We start from the raw sequence: 17,008 nt of genomic DNA, 5'->3' as shown, positions 1-17,008 counted from the left end.
ATACCAGCTCAAACAGCCTATGTAAGGCAAAATCAAAATATTTAGTCTCAATGACTATGGGAATAGTCCAATCGTCTTTGGGAAATGACATGGGAACTGACAAATAAAGATCGCAATTTCATTGAAAAACTTCTTTCTCAATAACCATTCTTGAATCTAATTTCTTGTTCTGATAACTTCAGATGAGTTTTGAGAAGGAGAAACTATAAAATGCTTATAAGATATGCAAGAGTTTCAACCCTAGATCAAAATTTAGATTTGCAAGAAAAAGCAATACAAAAATCGGGTTGCAACAAAATCTTTGTAGATAAAGTAAGTGGAAGTCGTTTTGTACGAGCTGGATTGGAAAAATCTCTTGAACAGTTAAGAGAAGGCGACACTTTTATCGTTTGGAAATTAGATCGTCTTGGAAGAAACATCAATGATCTAATCGATTTTGTAAAAGATCTTGAATCTAAAAAAATAGAATTTAAAAGCCTCACTGATAATATTGATATATCGACTTCTTCTGGACGTTTTCTTCTTTCATACAATGGCTGCACTAGCTCAAATGGAACGAGAACTCATTATAGAGCGAACTATAGCTGTATTATAAGCTGCAAAGGAACGTGGTAGAATTGGTGGCAGGAAAAGAAGAATGACTACAAATAAACTTGAATCTGCAAAAAAATTATTAAGCAGCGGAACCCCTCCAAAAGATGTGGTAATGAGTTTGGGAGTTTCTATACCTACTCTGTATCGTTGGCTATCAGCTCATTCTCTCTGAAGCTTCATAAAATCATTTAAACGAAAGGGCGTTGATCTTGTTCATACATTTTAAAAATGACATCCTCTTTGGAAATTTGGACATCCACAATGGAAAATGACATATTTCATGCGAGACCAAAAATCAAATTTTACTTAGAATTCAATTGACTGCATAAGATCAAACTAATATGCCGTTCTAAATGTTTTTATATATTTTTTAAATATTAATTTCATAATAACTGTGTGTTAAACCATTATTGGCTGTAAGACATTTAGGACTACTTTTAACTTAATTTTAAAGTAAATTATACCGAAATTTTATATTGCCAAAAGGATTTGCTTTTGAAATGCTTACAACAATGGCACTTTCCAGTTGTACTTGAATAGCAACGGCGGAAGGGTTCTGCAGGGGCTAAGCAATTAAATGCATTTAATCTTATGAAAGGAAATATAAAGTTATGTCTTCAGCAAACAATTTTCTAATTAAAGCATTTCTAGTTTCGTTTTTAGTTATGTCATGCAACAATAAAGAGCAAAATGGAAATATGTCAGCTCCTTCTAACTCTTCTCCAACTCCTTCTAATTCTACTCCGACTATCATTGCTATTCCTGGGCCATTTTCAAATGAGTTTGAATTAAAGAAAATTAAGATTGATAAATCCATAGTCAAATTTACAAATCAAATGAATCAAAGTTCTTATACACATTTTTATGAATCACAAAAAATAAAAATTACGAACGAAAATGAAAATGAAAATGATATTAAATTTTCACTGATAAAAAACGCGATTTTTCCAGAATTTAATACTGCTGAATATTCTCAATTTTACCCTTCTTTTGAAATGAGTGCATGTAAATTTAATAATAAGGAAATAAATTCATTAAAAAAAGGTGAAAGTTGTGAATTTATTTTTACATATACAATCAAATATGGGCGCCCTTCAAAAGATAAAACTCTTCAAAAAAATTTAGTATTATCTATTAAAGACAAAGGAATAATAAATATTCCGGTATTACTTTATTTGCCACATATTCCTTATTTATCTTATGTAGTTGAAGATGAAATAAAGTTGTATGAAGTTGAAAATGAAAAATTAAAACAGCAATTTAGCGATGCTCACTTTAAATTACAAGCAATTGAATGTAAAAAGAAATTTCCGGATAATTTAATCGAACAAAACAATTGTATAAAAAATCTTTATAACACTGTATCTTCTGAATTTAAGCGAGAATTAAATAAGATAATAAGAGATTTTAAACTTAATGAATTGGGGGAAGGGAATTGGGGAATTTTTCATGACAATCAAAACGAAAAAATAACTGGAGCCATTAAAATTTATGGTGATAATAAATATATTTGCGATATGGATAAGTCGCTTTCTATATATTTAATGAATACGGAAAAAATTAGAGTAGAAAGTGCTATTATTTATAAAAATAAAAGATACCAAAACATTAACGAAGTATATTTGCGTTATAATAATAATGGATATCTTGTAAAGGCTATTGGAGATAAAACAAGCGAATATTTTGATCATAATTGCGGTTCTGATGCAAAAAAGTAGAAGAGAGAAGGGTTCTTAATTATTAATTTAATTTATAATATTTCAATCAAATTAATAATAATTAAATACTTACAACACCTCAGTCAAAAAATTAAACTCAAATTATAAAAACAAAATCATATACTTAAATCTACTTTCAAATTTTAATTCTCAAAACTCGGATATTTGCAAGAATCACCAGAATTGTAAACCAAGGCTGACCTATTATTGAATTTAAAAGGTATCTCTTCATTTGAGTTATTTAATTAATTTATTTTGAATAATTATAATAAAAGTCATTATTTTGGAAAATCAGTCTTATTTTCTTTGGGTAACATACTGAAATCAACTCCTCACCAGTCTCATCCTCTTTGGAAAATAAAAGCGACTTATAAATTTGAACTTCAAATATTTATTTCAAAATAAATATTTCTTGTTACTTCAAATGTATAAATAAATAAAATATTTAATGTTGTTGTATTTTGAAAATACATAAAACTTATAACTAGATTATTAAATTAACATAAATTTTAAAGGAGATAAATCATGATTTTTTATTTGAAAATATTTTAATGATTTTATATGAATTGTTTCATTTGGACTGAAAAAAAATGGTTTTTTATGTTTATGAAATAATTCAAAATAATAAAGAAATTTATTTATTATTTTGAATTTTGAAAGTAATTTTTAAAGCTTTTTAAGCCGCTTGAGTAGAAGTTTTGTTTTTTTTCTTAAATATTTTTGTAGTTAATATGGCAAAAGCTCCATTGCCTAGTACGTTTGCTGTTGTATTTAATGGGTCAAGAAGAATATAGATTGCGGTAATTAAACCAGACATTTCTGGAGAAAAGCCCAAATATTTTTCAAGAATAGGAATCATCACCACAATTCCACCGCCAGGAATTCCAGCAACAGCAAATTTAGCTATAACAAAGTAACTTGCAAAAATCATGAAGGTGCTTAAATCAGGGAAAGCAAGGCCAAAAGTAGCCATAATAGCAAGAGCTATCATTGGAACTGCAATACTATCTCCAACCAAATGAACATTTACCGTTGCGGGAGCAATGGTACGAGAAAGATCAATTTGACCCGTGTTTTTTTCGGCAGCTCGTATGGTTAATGGCAAAGCAGCCATACTGGACATTGTGCTAAAACCCATCATACCCGCAGGCAATACATTTTTAGCAAAATAGAGGAATTTCTTTGGGCTAAATCCTGCCCCAATAAAATACAATAGCGAAATATATAGGACTTCTGTAAGAATAATGGCAACAACTAGAGGAAAATAGGAGCGTATAATTACAGATAAAATACCATCACTTTCCAGTTTAATGACAAAACCTAAAGCAAATAGGGGGAGAACAGGGACAAACACTTTATTTAAAAATAAAGTGACAAAAGTGCGCATTTTATCGGCAAATACTTCGACGTGATGATTTCTAAATTTAGAGAAAATAAGTCCAGCAATAAAGCCAGAAAATAATGCAAAATTGTTAGAAATAAGAGTTGGAAATTTAAACTCCCAATAAGGCGTAAGAGTACCCGTAACTGTTCCTTGAGCTTCTTGAATATTGTTAAAGCCAGAAAGAGCAAATTTTGAAACATTATAGCTGATAAATGTCGATATATATCCTGATAAAGCAATACATACTAAAAGAATAATGATAAATTTAAAAACATCTGATTTAAATGAAAGTAAACAGGAGAAAATACAGCTAAAAATGATAACTGGTAAAAGAAAAATGAGCGTTTCTTTGAGGGAAAGACTTATTGCATATAAAATAGATTGAATTGAGGAAGGTAAAAGGTGTCCAAAAAAGAACCCCAAGAGAAGGGTAACTAATAATTTAAATATGATACTGTTCATTAACTTGGAGATATTCTTTAACATTTTGTAACCTTAATCTAGATTTTGCTCTATTATTAGAAAACCTTTACAGGTATTCTTCTCATCCATCTGTTATTACCACTTGTGGTGTTTAGCGAAATGATAATTTGGAGTCAACAATTCATGAGTATTAAGGTTTATTCTTGGAATATAAATGGGATTCGTGCTTCAGCGAAGGCAGGCTTTTTTGAATGGTTAAAAAATGTAGATGCAGATATAATTTTTCTTCAAGAGGTAAGGGCTTTGCCTGAACAACTATTACAAGAACAAATTGAACCATTTGGGTATAAAAGTTTTTGGCATCCTGCAGAAAAAAAAGGATACAGTGGAGTCTCTATCTATACGAGACTACCCCTAAAAAAAGAAGATATCCTTTTTGGTCTTGGCAATATCGATTTTGATAGGGAAGGGCGATTTATTGGTTTATTTTACAATAATATTTTTTATGGTAACGCTTATTTTCCAAATAGCCAGCCAGAAGGCAAAAGGCTCGATTATAAATTGGCTTTTTGTCATAACCTTCAAAATAAATTAAATGAATTAAAAAAAGATAATATTTCTATAGTTATGAGTGGTGATATTAATATTGCTCATAAAGAAATTGATTTGGCAAACCCAAAACAAAATCAAAAAAACCCAGGATTTTTACCCGAAGAAAGAAACTGGTTAACCCAATTTTTAAATGAGGGGTATTTAGACGCCTTTCGGATTTTTGAAAAAAATGGGGGCCATTATACTTGGTGGAGCAATCGCCCTGGGGTACGTGAAAAAAATATAGGATGGAGAATTGATTCACAATTTATAAGTGAAGATTTAATTCAAAAAATAGTATCCTCAAAAATACATAAAGATGTTTTGGGTTCTGATCATTGCCCCATTTCTATTGAAATAAAATAATTATATTTTAAATTATCTATTTTTTAGATTTTACTTATTTATTATCTATAAAACTGGAAAGTTTTTGGGGGTTATGATAACTCCCTAACGTTCCATGGTTACTGAGATCAAAGTTTTATTAAAGTTATTTAAAAATTAATATTGAAAGGAAGAATATGTTCAAAAGGAATTTGGTTATATTTGGATTTTTCATTCAATTTCTTTTTCCTTTACAAATTTATGCAAATAAAGGTATTGCAAATTTTATTGCGATAAGTGACATTCATTTTAATCCTTTTGATCTATGTAATGATAAATCAAATCAAAAAAACTGTGTTCAATTCATTAATGAATTAAATAAATCGGATAGTGATAAATGGAACACTATTTTTAAAAAATATTATAAAAATGATTCTTTTCCTTCATATGGTCAAAATACAAATTATCCTTTGTTTCAATCTTTGCTTATGCAATTAAAACAAACTTCTAAAAATACAAATATAAGTTTTGCTGTTATATTAGGAGATTTTTTGGCTCACCAATATATTGAAAACTATAAAATTTATACAAATGATTCTAGTTTAATGGGAGCTCAAAATTTTGTTAAAAAAACTTTTCAATATCTAACAAGTGAAATTCGGAGTTCTATTCCAAGTAACATTGAAATTTATCCCGTAATTGGAAATAATGATTCTTATATTGAGAACTATAATGTTGATAATCCGAAAACAACAAAATTTTATTCTGATTTAAAAAATATATGGTCAGTTTATTCTCCACAAATAAAAAGTTCTAATACTTTTTTAAATGGTGGCTATTATTTAGCTCAATCACAAATAAAAAAACTAAGCATCATTGCCTTAAATACAAATGCTTTTTCTAGAAATGCTATAAGCAAAGACAAAGCAGATATAAAAGAAATGATTCAACAACAGCTTAATTGGCTTAATAAACAATTTAATAATGCAAGAGATCAAAAATTTATTCTTATTTCCCATATTCCCTGTGGTGTTGATGTTTACTCATCATTTAATTCGATGATAAAGGGAGGAGAACCCGTTACCTTTTGGCACTCAAATCCGAAATTAGTAGAAAAACCTTATATGAAAATTTTGAGCAATAATTTTTTATCGATATCGGGTATTTTAGTATCACATACTCATAATGATTCATTTCAAATTATGAATAATGATTTGGGTTTATTTGCCTCCTATGTGCCTTCTGTAAGTCCTGCTCATTATAATAATTCGGGATATAAAATTTTTACAATTGATGAAGGTAATAATTTAAATAACTCAATTTCATATTATTTTGATCCAAATGATAAAGCATGGAAAGTAGCTTACAATTTTAATGAGACATATGAAAGTCCTAATTTGTTTATTGGAATGCAAAGTTTATTAGGAAAGTGGAACAAAGATCTCGATGAAATTGATGAAAGATATTTGAAAAATTTTAATTTAAACGCAGATATTTCTCGTCTAAAAAATAAATGGAAATATTATGTTTGTGGATCTTCAGACAATATTGATGTCATAGATTATCAAGATTGTATGAATCAATTAAAATAGCACTTTAATTATTATTTCTACTTAAGCCATATAAAATCAAATGAACGAGCTCTTGAGTTGGCATGGGGAGTAGGTGCATTGTAAATTTGAGTCTATTGATATATCTTCTTAGACTCCATAAAAGAGCTTCTAAAATTAGTGTTTTTATTCTAAAAAAACTACTATAAGCAAGGTTTGCTAAAAGGACATCGCCAAACTTCTTTTTTTGTGAAAATAAGTAACTTTGTTTCGAACTTTCTTTCCAAGATTCAACACGCATCAAAAAGCGCCATATTATTCTTGAACTTAAAGGTAATCCTGCTAAAGAGGATTCCCAAATATTTGCAAAACGCAATGAATATAATTTTCTTGCCGCAATTTGAACTTCACCAATAAGTTGTGTTTCCTCAACCGTTCTTAAATAAGAAACTTTGCTCCATGACTCCACTATTCGCCAATAATCATCAAGTGAGTTTCTGCGCAATTGTTCAAGACATTCTATGGTGCAAAAACTTCTTGCAATACTTGCTAACTTAACAAACTCTTGTCTTTCTTTTAACCATTTTTTCGTAGGGGTTTCAATAACGTAACGAACTGTTGCAGGTCTTACTTTATCTAAAATTTCAATATAAAGATCACTTGTAATTAATAAAATTTGGCCATCTTGACTCATTTTTAAATTTGGATGGTCTTCAGGCGAAACTCTACGAAAATAAATATTACATACATTCGCTTTAGATAATTCTTTTACTTTAAATGCAAGAGTATTTATATCTCTTTCATCTAAAACAGGGCCAATGTCATATTCAGGCATTTGCCTCGTAAACTCAAATAAAGTAGATAAGATAACACGAGAAACTCTTAAAACTCCAACATCCCAAACGGTACCAATAAGTTCTTTTAGGGTAAATTGATTTCGTAATATAGATCCAAAATTATTTCGAACCGATATAGAAGAAGTTGTTAACGCGATTTGACTTAATCCTCTCAACGCGGCTTGAACTTGTACTTTAAGATCAATTTGGTTTTCGCTTAATGTTTTTATAAATTCACCAACAAACCTTGTTAAACTTGTACTACCTAATGATAAATTTAAAAATTTAGTTAAGTCTTCAATAATTGTATTAGAATGTAAGGTTTCAGGTCTTTCCACTAAATGATATAAAGTTCTATAAACACCATCAGCATCTCTAAGTAATAATCTATAAATTAAATGTTTAAACTCTTGCCTTGTTTTAATATCCCAAACAAAACATGGGTTCAGATCGATCATAGAAATTTGGTTTAAAATATCGTCATATAAAATATTTCCTGGATGCGGATCAGCCCAAACAACTCCTTTAGAAAATACGAGCTCGATATAAGCCTGTGCAATATTATCTGCTATTTCTCTTCTTTCTAAATACTTTGCTTGAATAATTTTAGTTACTTTTATTCCAGGCATTTTTTCCATAAAAACTAAATTTTGGCTAGATAGAAAAAATCTTGGAACTTTAATAATATCGTTGTTATCTAAAGCTGTTCGAACTTTGTCTGCATTTTGTTCTTCTAATGTAAAATTAAGTTCTTCTTGGCTCTGTTTATGATAATTTAAAACAGACCTTCTTAAAGTAGAAACTAAGCCAAGTAATTCAGAGGCAACATCTTTTGTTAAACTATTATCTATTAAAATAGCTTTATTTGCTTCATCTGTTAATTTTAAAATATGTTCACATTGCGAAGCAAATAATTCTTTTAAGTTTGGTCTTTGTATTTTTATTAAAACATTATCAACATTATATTTCTCTTTTCCAAGTTCACTTAATTGAAAATTATATAGCGCTCCTACACTTGCGCTTGCAAAATGACGAACTGGTTTATTAGGGATAATTAAATAAGGTTTCCAATCAAGATATTCAGGTTGATTCAGCGTTTCAATTAAATATTCCCATGATTTTTCTATGCTTGGAAATATTCCTCCAGCATCATCTTGTGTTGTTCTTAATTCTCTTGCCAAACTTGGCGGGCAAAGTTCAGAAATAACTTGAGATATTTTAACATAAAGTCCGCCTATTTCTTGAATTGCAATTGCAATTACTCTCCCATTTGAAAATTCATTATGTGGGGTACATGCAATAGACAATACAGCATTGATACAACTTTCACCTGGTATGGCTTCAATAGCTCCACTTAAAATAGGAGCAAGTACTTTGCCTCTTGGGTCACTTGATAATGTTTTATTTAATAAAGGTAACACTTTTTCTTTATAAACAACGTTTAAAATTTCTTCTGCCAAAATATAAATATCTTTTCTTTCTTCTTTTGAAAGTTGAAATAAAGAGTTAAAAAAAGTTTCTTTAAGATCTGGAAATTTTTCTGCGGCATGATTTGATAGAGCTGGTATTAAATCAACAAAACCAGCAATTCTTTCTCCAAGAGGACCAAATGCGGCAGCAAGAATTTGTGGTTGACCAAATAAAGCAATGAGCTGCGGATTTTTTTCTATAGTTGTGCATACCATTTCTATAAAAGGAGCAAGTAATTCTTGTGTTACTTCAGTATCTGTTAAGATTTCACTAGATATTTCACCAATGTTTTCTTGAAGCGCTTTTATGGACTTTTCAATTTGAGTCAGTAGAGAATCACTTTGAGGAAATAGGGCTTTTGTTATTCCTTTGATCAGGCTAAATCGACCGATTGTTGTTTTTGTTCCTGAAAGAGGGGAAACGGCAATTTCCGCAAATACATAAGAAAAAAATTTAGAGATGACATATGATTTTTGTTTTATTTTAAGAGTAAGAGGTACTACCCAGCGATAGTCAAGAGACGCAACTTTTTCAAGACTTTCTTTATAGTTATTTTTCTTATTTTCAATATGTGTTTTTTTCTTTTTATTTTTCCCAAATTGCATCTACGTATTTCCTCAAACAGAGATCAATACCTTCGTTTACGGGTATCATCCCCTTATAAGAATTGTTGACATGCTCTCAGCATTTTGCGACCCCTATGTCAGATAAATATTGGAGGCGGATTTTTCACCCGACCCCCAAGGAAGGTAATAAAATGAAAGCAAATGATCTCGGCTCTAAAATTCGTGATGAATTCCCGATTTTTAAAAATAACGAAAAATCAGTCAATGGACAAATAAAGCCATTTGTTTATCTTGATTCTGCTGTTTCTGCTCAAAAACCAAAACATGTCATACAGGCCATGGTAAATCATTTAGAAAATGATTACGGATCTGTCCATAGGGGCGCTTATGGTGTCTCGATTCGTTCTTCACAAATGTATGAAGACACGCGTCATAAAGTAGCAAAATTTATTGATCCTAAAATAAATGCAAATCAAATTGTATTTACAAGAGGAACAACGGAAGCTTTAAATATTTTAGCCTATGGTATTTCCGATGTTTATTTAAATGAAAATAGTCGAATTGTTATTCCTGCAATTGAACATCATGCAAATTTAATTCCTTGGCAGCAAGCAGCTCTTCGTAAAGATTGTGAATTGGCTTATATTTCGATGCTTGGAAAAAAAGGAAATCAATTAACTTTAAATTTAGCTGAAGCTGAAAAATTAATTACAAAAAATACTAAAATTGTTTCTTTAGCCTATGTTGGAAATGTGATTGGACAAGTAAATCCAATTGAAGAAATTATTGCTATGGCTAAAAAAGTGGGCTCTCTTGTTGTTTTAGATTGTGCGCAAAGCATGTCTACACATGAAGAATATTTATTTTCTTTAGGTGCTGATGCAATCGCATTTAGTCCCCATAAGCTATATGGGCCTTCGGGAATTGGTGTTTTAGCAATGAGTGAAGAGCTCATGGAAAAACTTCCGCCTTTTACTTTTGGAGGTGGCATGATTTCTGATGTTACCCTTGAAGAAAGTCAATGGATCTCCGGTCCCGCTAAATTTGAAGCGGGAACTCCTCCTATTACAGAGGTTTGTGGTCTAGGTGCTGCCATCGATTGGGTAGAAAAAAAGGGGCGTAAAAATATACAAAATCATACAAGCAAGCTTGCTAAAATGTTTTTGGAAAACCTTAAAAATATCAATAATATTGAGGTTTTTAGCCCTGAAAGTGGTCAAGAAACAATTATTTCCTTTCGCCATAAAAAAATCCATGCTCATGATATGGCTACAATTTTAGACTCTGAAAATATTGCCATGCGTGCAGGGCATCATTGTGCCTGGCCCTTAATTCGCATTTTGGGGGTAGATGCGCTTATAAGATGCAGTTTCGCTGCTTATTCTGACAGGGATGATGTTGAAATTGCCCTCGAAGCTATAAAAAATGCTTCAAAAAAAGTGTAGTTTCATCATAGATTTTTATATTATGTTGATTTACCGTCCCAAATGTCGATCTTACGATTTTCTGGTGGTATTTCTTAATAAAGCGTTTTATTGCGCACAAGTTTTGAGCATTTGGAGTTCAGGTCATGACAGAAAACCTTAAGACATCACAATCCATCGATTTAAGTTCTTTGTATCAAGAGGTTATAGTTGACCACTCCAAAAGACCTCGTTTTAAATCTAAAAATTTGTCTTGTCGCTATTGCCAAGAGGGAAAAAATCCACTTTGTGGTGATGCTATTACTGTATTTTGTGAAATTAAAATGAAAGACAATCAGTGCCCTTTGCTTTCCATTGGATTTGATGGAACGGGTTGTTCCATTAGTCAAGCAAGCGCAAGTATTATGTGTGATTCTTTGCAAAATGTTACTTTAGAAGAAGCACAAAAAACAATTCATCATGCTGAAAATATTTATACTGGAAAATTATCAATAAATGCTGATGACCTAGAAGAAGACATTGAAGCTTTAAATGGAGTGAGTAAATTTCCTGTTCGAGTTAAATGTGCTGCTTTACCATGGAAAACATTAAATCTTCTCTTAAATGATAATTTTGATGAAAAAGGAATGCCAAAACAAGGCTGTGACAAGGAAGAAAATTGTGTTAAATCACAAAATAGCCAACGAAAATTAAAAATTGTAACTACTGAAACTTAAATTAGATATTTGTTCTTTAGGAGAAGGTTCTAAATGTTATCCATTAAAAGCTTAAAAGCATCTGTAGGTGAAAAAGAGATTCTTAAAGGAATTAGTCTCGAAATTCCTAAAGGAGAAGTCCATGTAATTATGGGTCCAAATGGTGTTGGGAAATCAACGTTAGCTCATGCTTTAATGGGCGCAAAAACATACCAAATTACTTCAGGAAACATTATTTTAGATGGTGAAGATATCACTCAACTCGATACAACGGAACGGGCAAAAAAAGGAATGTTTCTTGCCTTTCAATATCCCGTATCTGTTCCTGGGTTGAAAATTTCTGAATATTTACGAAATTTATATAATATTCGTCATGAAAAACAATTGAGCGTTTCCGAATTTAGAAAAGTATTAAAAAATAAATTGGAAATGTTGAATATTGAAAGATCCGCATTGCAAAGATATTTAAATGACGGTTTTTCAGGTGGTGAAATGAAGCGTTTTGAAATGCTTCAACTTATGTTAATAGAACCTAAAGTAGCAATTCTTGATGAAATTGATTCTGGTGTCGACGTCGATGCACAAAAGATCGTTGCCGAAAGTATTAATCATATTGCTAAAGAAACAAAAACAAGTTTTATTATCGTAACACATTACCAACGTTTATTAAGTTTTATCAAGCCGGATAAAGTTCATGTCGTGCTAGATGGTAAAATAAATCAATCTGGTGATATGTCCTTAGTAGACGAACTTGAGCGAAATGGCTATGAACATATTCGCATCAATCCATCTTCAAAGACTTAACAAAATTGAGTCATTAGAGGAGATTCTCATGCAAAAGAAAAATAATAATTCATCCCATCAAGAAGATTTCGATCCTTCACAAGTCGATATTTTGGATGACTACAAATATGGATTTCATGTAAAAGAAAATTATATATTTAAAGGTGCGAAATCAGCAGCCGGTTTAACAAAAGAAATCGTAACAGAAATATCTAATTTTAAACGTGAACCAAAATGGATGCTCGATATTCGTTTAAATGCCCTTGATATATTCAATGAAAAACCAATGCCAACTTGGGGTGATACGAAAGCCTTAAATGAAATTGATTTTACAAATATTCACTATTTTGTTCGCCCAACGGAACGTGTTGGGACAAATTGGGATGATGTTCCTTCTGAAATAAAAGATACGTTTGATAGACTTGGTATTCCAGAGGCAGAAAGAAAATTTCTTGCTGGAGTATCGGCTCAATTTGAATCGGAAGTTGTTTACCATAGCATGCAAAAACAACTCGAAGATAAAGGTGTGCTCTTTTTTGATATGGATACAGGTCTTCGTGAGCATCCTGAAATTATCCAAAAGTATTTCGGATCTGTAATTCCATCTCACGATAATAAATTTGCAGCTTTAAATACGGCAGTATGGAGTGGTGGAAGTTTTATATACGTACCAAAAGGAGTTCATGTTGAAATTCCTTTACAAGCCTATTTTAGAATTAATACCGAAAATATGGGGCAATTTGAAAGAACTCTCATCATTGCAGATGAAGGATCTTCTGTTCATTATATAGAAGGTTGTACGGCTCCTGTTTATCGTAGTGATTCATTGCATTCGGCTGTTGTAGAGCTTATTGCAATGAAAGGTGCAAAAATTCGTTATACCACAATTCAAAATTGGTCTAAAAATATATTTAATTTAGTAACAAAAAGAGCATATGCATATGAAGATGCTGTTGTGGAATGGGTAGATGGTAACATTGGTTCTAAGTTAACAATGAAATATCCTGCTGTTTACTTAATGGGTCCAAGAGCTCGCGGTGAAATTCTTTCCGTTGCTTTTGGTGGGAATGGTATGCACCAAGATGCCGGAGCAAAAATTATTCATGCGGCTCCTAACACAACGAGTGTAATTACTTCTAAATCTATTTCAAAAGATGGTGGTTGTACAACTTATCGTGGCCTTGTAAAAATTCCAAAAGGAATGACGGGTTGTAAAAGTAAAGTGCAATGCGATGCCTTATTAATGGATGAAATTTCATCCTCAATCACATATCCAACAATGGAAATTGAAGAACAAGTTGGTACAGAAGTAGGTCATGAGGCTAGTGTCAGTCGTATTAGTGATGATCAAATTTACTATTTAACAAGTCGCGGTTTTTCAGAAAGACAAGCAACATTAATGGTTGTAAATGGATTTATTGAAGAATTTGTTAAAGAATTACCTATGGAATATGCGGTAGAATTAAATAGACTTATTGAAATTGAATTTGAAGGAGTTGGCTAAATCTCATGACAATTGACAATCTAGATTCTCAAAAATTAGCTTTATGCCCAACATATCCTGAAGAAAGCTGGAGAAGAACAAATCCAGAAAGCTTTTTTTTACCTCAAAATGAAGTTTTAAATTTTCAAGGTAACAGTGCTATTGAGGCGGGTAGAAATAAATTTTTACCATGGAAAGTTTCTTACAGAAATCCAGAACAACTTATTGAAAAACTAAATCCATTAAAAAGTATAGTAGGTGATACTGCTGTTAGTGCTTTAGAAAATGAAATAGCTAGAATGGTATATATTGAAATTGGTCATGGATGTGCAGATATTTATATGTCCAAAGAGGTAAAATCAATTATTGAATTTTCTTCAAGCCCATTTGAAGTGGAATCCATTGCCCCAAATAGTGATATTGGATTTGCTTTAGCAAGTCGTTTAAAAGCAAGCTCTCCCCATGAAATTGTGGTTAAAATAGAATCGAAAGGATCTGAAACTCCGTTTATTCTTGTTTCAAATCATTCATCACCAAACTTTTCTCAAACATATTCTTCTTTAAAAATAGTTTTATCAAAGTCGAGTCAGGCCGATTTCACTTTAATTGAAGGTGGGGCTTCCTTTTTTATTCATAGACATTCTATTATTTTACAAGAAAATGCAAAATTAAATCAATTATGGATTCACAATTCAAATCAAGAAAATAAAAGTTCTGTTTCTTTATTAGAGCGAGTGGTAAAGCTATTTGATAATGCAAAATTTAATGATGCACAAATTATGTTTCCTCAAGGTAACGTAAGGGTAACATCAAATATTGTCTTTGAAGGTGAAAGGTCACAAGCAAAGTCTGGTGTTGCGGTAATTGCAACAACGGGCAAGTTTGATTATGAACCTATTCAACATCATAAAGTACCAAACGGGAATTCCAATTTAAATTTAAAAATGATTTTATCGGGAAGAGCAAAAAGTATATTTCAAGGGCTTGTGAAAATTGAGAAAAATGCACCTAAAACTTTTGCATTTCAAAATAATAAAAATCTTTTATTAAGTAAAAATGCGAGAGTTGATGCCTCTCCTCGACTTGAAATTTTACCAAATGATGTCATTTGTAAACACGGAAGCGCTACTGGTGAATTGGATTCTAAACAGCTTTATTACATGTCAACTAGAGGTTTTTCTTTGCAAGAAGCTCGTAAACTTATTGTAAAAAGCTTTGCTGCAGAGTCTTTAAATAATTTAGAATCAGAGAGTTTAATATCTGTTTTAGCTGAAAACTCTTTAGATATTGCTCTTTCAAAATTACCAAAAGATATTTAATGTAACGGAAGGTATTTTGAAAGATGTCTTTTTTTAAAGCCTGTTTATTAAGCGATTTATCAAAAGAAAAACCAATTAAAATTAATATTGATGATATTGATATTTTATTTGTATTAGATTTCCAAACTGAAAAAGTATGGGCATTTGATAATAATTGTAATCATGCGGATAAACCTTTAGAAAAAGGAAAGTGGAATTCTGAAAAAGCGGAAATAACTTGCCCCTTTCATAAAGCGGTTTTTTCCATTTCAGAGAATGGAGCTGTAAAGGCTCCACCAGCTTGTGTTCCTTTAACTGTTTATAAAACTGAAATTAAAATAGAAAATGCAGAAAAATTTGTTTATGTTCAGTTAGATTGAATCCTGAAACAAGACTTCACTAACCGTTCTTTTAAACTCAATTGCCCCTTCAGAAAATTTATTTATGACATCTTGTCTTAATTTTGGGGCAAAGTTTGAAACATAATTATCAAGAAGTTCTTTATTTTTAACAAAATAACTTGATCTATAAATAAGAGAACTCTCTGTTTTTATAAAAGAAGCATTCAGAAAGCAGCCTGTATCGAATACTTCTTTAACATGTTTTGTTGTCATATATTTTACAAAATCTTCTTCAATTTTTTTTTCTTTTAAAATACACGTGACTTCATATAAAATCATGATTAATCTCCGATTTGAAGTGGTATAATTATCATCTAAACGTTTGGAATACTAACATGAATCAAAAAACAAATCCTATTATTAGCATGGCTTTTCAAGTCATTCCTAAGGTTCCAGATGGCTTAAATAGCTATGATATTGTTGACAAGGCAATTGAAGTTGTTCAAAATTCAGGCATTAAATTCGAGGTCGGACCTATGGAAACCAGCTTAGAAGGTACCCAAGATCAATTACTTGAGCTTATAAAACAAGCACAAGATGCTTGTATTCAAAATGGGGCACTTGAAGTGATGACATATATTAAAATACACTACCGCCCAACAGGTGTTTCTATTTCAGAAAAAATAGCAAAATACCGTTAATCATAAATCAAAAATTAAGGAGTCCTTAAATGCCAAGTTTTGACATTGTATCTGAAGTAAGTATTCAAGAAATCGATAATGCCGTTAATCAAGCACAAAAAGAGCTTGCTTCCAGATACGATTTTAAAGGAAAAAAATACGAGCTTGTTTTAGACAAACAAAAAGTAGAAATGAAATTAACTGCCGACTCAGAGACTCACGTTATAGCAATGGCAGATATTGTGAACTCAAAATTATTAAAAAGAGGAATTGATCTTGTTTCTTTAGATATTGATAAAATTAAACCCATCGGTGGCATGATGATGAGTCAAAATATAAAAGTGAAGCAAGGGCTTGAAACAGACGTAGCAAAAAAAATAACAAAAACAATCAAAGATTCTAAAATTAAAGTGGATACACAAATTCAAGATAAACAAATTCGTGTAACAGGAAAAAAAATTGATGATCTTCAAAGTGTGATTTCTCTTTTAAAAGAAAAACAACAAGAATTGAAAATTCCTATGCAATTTGTCAATATGAAAAGTTAATTCCTTTTAATTAAAAAAATATTGATAATGAAATTTATTATTTATAAATTAATTCAAATTTAATAAACCACCTTTCTATTTAAATAGAAGAAGTATATAAAAAATAATATTTATTTTTTTAATGTCAAAAGTATGTACATTTTTAATGTTAAATTTAAAAAAAATATTTTATAATACTTCAAAAATAAATAGGAAAGGATAATGTTATGGTGCGCCAAGATAAGTGCGTAAGAACCAGTGAGTGCGAATCTCACCCACGTAAAGATTAGCCATCAGCGTGGAAGTAAGCAGTGCGATTAA

Annotated in this window: 14 protein-coding genes and 1 pseudogene; 12 read left to right on the top strand and 3 right to left on the bottom strand. The window is 30.8% G+C overall.

What is annotated here, in order from left to right; translation table 11 throughout:
- Positions 1-210 precede the first annotated feature (210 nt).
- Positions 211-766 (top strand): annotated as a pseudogene (locus ACIQ56_RS06415) (recombinase family protein).
- Between the two features lie 439 nt (positions 767-1,205).
- Complete coding sequence (locus ACIQ56_RS06410) at positions 1,206-2,312, top strand: hypothetical protein (protein WP_397600241.1); 1,107 nt, start codon at positions 1,206-1,208, stop codon at positions 2,310-2,312.
- Positions 2,313-2,988: 676 nt separating this feature from the next.
- Here the strand turns inward: ACIQ56_RS06410 and ACIQ56_RS06405 are convergent.
- Positions 2,989-4,182, bottom strand: coding sequence for a cation:dicarboxylate symporter family transporter (locus tag ACIQ56_RS06405; RefSeq protein ID WP_397600240.1), 1,194 nt, complete (start codon positions 4,180-4,182; stop codon positions 2,989-2,991).
- A gap of 120 nt (positions 4,183-4,302) precedes the next feature.
- On the opposite strand from ACIQ56_RS06405, the gene ACIQ56_RS06400 reads away from it, so the two are divergent.
- Positions 4,303-5,076 carry an exodeoxyribonuclease III gene (locus ACIQ56_RS06400; RefSeq protein WP_397600239.1) on the top strand — a complete coding sequence of 258 codons (774 nt, stop codon included), beginning with the start codon at positions 4,303-4,305 and terminating at the stop codon, positions 5,074-5,076.
- A gap of 155 nt (positions 5,077-5,231) precedes the next feature.
- Positions 5,232-6,626 (top strand): metallophosphoesterase, encoded by a 1,395-nt coding sequence (locus ACIQ56_RS06395; RefSeq protein ID WP_397600238.1) that lies wholly within the window; start codon positions 5,232-5,234, stop codon positions 6,624-6,626.
- 4 nt (positions 6,627-6,630) lie between these two features.
- Here the strand turns inward: ACIQ56_RS06395 and ACIQ56_RS06390 are convergent, their stop codons facing one another.
- The gene (locus ACIQ56_RS06390; RefSeq protein WP_397600237.1) at positions 6,631-9,495 is read right to left on the bottom strand and encodes an AarF/UbiB family protein; all 2,865 of its coding nucleotides are present in this window, start codon (positions 9,493-9,495) and stop codon (positions 6,631-6,633) included.
- Positions 9,496-9,647: 152 nt separating this feature from the next.
- Here ACIQ56_RS06390 and ACIQ56_RS06385 point away from each other — a divergent pair, with 152 nt between their 5' ends.
- The 6 genes from ACIQ56_RS06385 to ACIQ56_RS06360 all read left to right on the top strand — a co-directional run bounded on the left by ACIQ56_RS06385 (position 9,648) and on the right by ACIQ56_RS06360 (position 15,519).
- Positions 9,648-10,901, top strand: coding sequence for an aminotransferase class V-fold PLP-dependent enzyme (locus ACIQ56_RS06385; protein ID WP_397600236.1), 1,254 nt, complete (start codon positions 9,648-9,650; stop codon positions 10,899-10,901).
- Positions 10,902-11,026: 125 nt separating this feature from the next.
- The gene (gene sufU / locus ACIQ56_RS06380) at positions 11,027-11,596 is read left to right on the top strand and encodes a Fe-S cluster assembly sulfur transfer protein SufU (RefSeq protein ID WP_397600235.1); all 570 of its coding nucleotides are present in this window, start codon (positions 11,027-11,029) and stop codon (positions 11,594-11,596) included.
- 33 nt (positions 11,597-11,629) lie between these two features.
- Complete coding sequence (gene sufC, locus ACIQ56_RS06375; protein ID WP_397600234.1) at positions 11,630-12,379, top strand: Fe-S cluster assembly ATPase SufC; 750 nt, start codon at positions 11,630-11,632, stop codon at positions 12,377-12,379.
- Positions 12,380-12,407: 28 nt separating this feature from the next.
- Positions 12,408-13,862 carry a Fe-S cluster assembly protein SufB gene (gene sufB, locus ACIQ56_RS06370; RefSeq protein ID WP_397600233.1) on the top strand — a complete coding sequence of 485 codons (1,455 nt, stop codon included), beginning with the start codon at positions 12,408-12,410 and terminating at the stop codon, positions 13,860-13,862.
- 5 nt (positions 13,863-13,867) lie between these two features.
- Positions 13,868-15,160 carry a SufB/SufD family protein gene (locus ACIQ56_RS06365; protein ID WP_397600232.1) on the top strand — a complete coding sequence of 431 codons (1,293 nt, stop codon included), beginning with the start codon at positions 13,868-13,870 and terminating at the stop codon, positions 15,158-15,160.
- 23 nt (positions 15,161-15,183) lie between these two features.
- A complete protein-coding gene (locus ACIQ56_RS06360; RefSeq protein WP_397600231.1) occupies positions 15,184-15,519 on the top strand; it encodes a Rieske (2Fe-2S) protein in 336 nt (111 codons plus the stop codon).
- On the opposite strand, the gene ACIQ56_RS06355 is transcribed toward ACIQ56_RS06360, so the two are convergent.
- Complete coding sequence (locus ACIQ56_RS06355) at positions 15,511-15,819, bottom strand: DUF4286 family protein (protein ID WP_397600230.1); 309 nt, start codon at positions 15,817-15,819, stop codon at positions 15,511-15,513. The two genes, ACIQ56_RS06360 and ACIQ56_RS06355, sit on opposite strands and share 9 nt — an antisense overlap.
- A 56-nt stretch (positions 15,820-15,875) precedes the next feature.
- On the opposite strand from ACIQ56_RS06355, the gene ACIQ56_RS06350 reads away from it, so the two are divergent.
- Positions 15,876-16,181: an MTH1187 family thiamine-binding protein gene (locus ACIQ56_RS06350; protein ID WP_397600229.1), complete on the top strand. Its 306-nt coding sequence runs from the start codon at positions 15,876-15,878 to the stop codon at positions 16,179-16,181.
- A 29-nt stretch (positions 16,182-16,210) separates the two neighbouring features.
- Entirely contained in the window at positions 16,211-16,708 is a 498-nt protein-coding gene (locus ACIQ56_RS06345) for a YajQ family cyclic di-GMP-binding protein (RefSeq protein ID WP_397600228.1), read from the top strand.
- Positions 16,709-17,008: the final 300 nt, after the last annotated feature.

Source organism: Silvanigrella sp., assembly GCF_044369315.1.
Lineage (GTDB): Bacteria > Bdellovibrionota_B > Oligoflexia > Silvanigrellales > Silvanigrellaceae > Silvanigrella.
The sequence above is the reverse complement of the archived record's forward strand: the minus strand, read 5'-3'. Positions and strand labels throughout refer to the sequence as shown.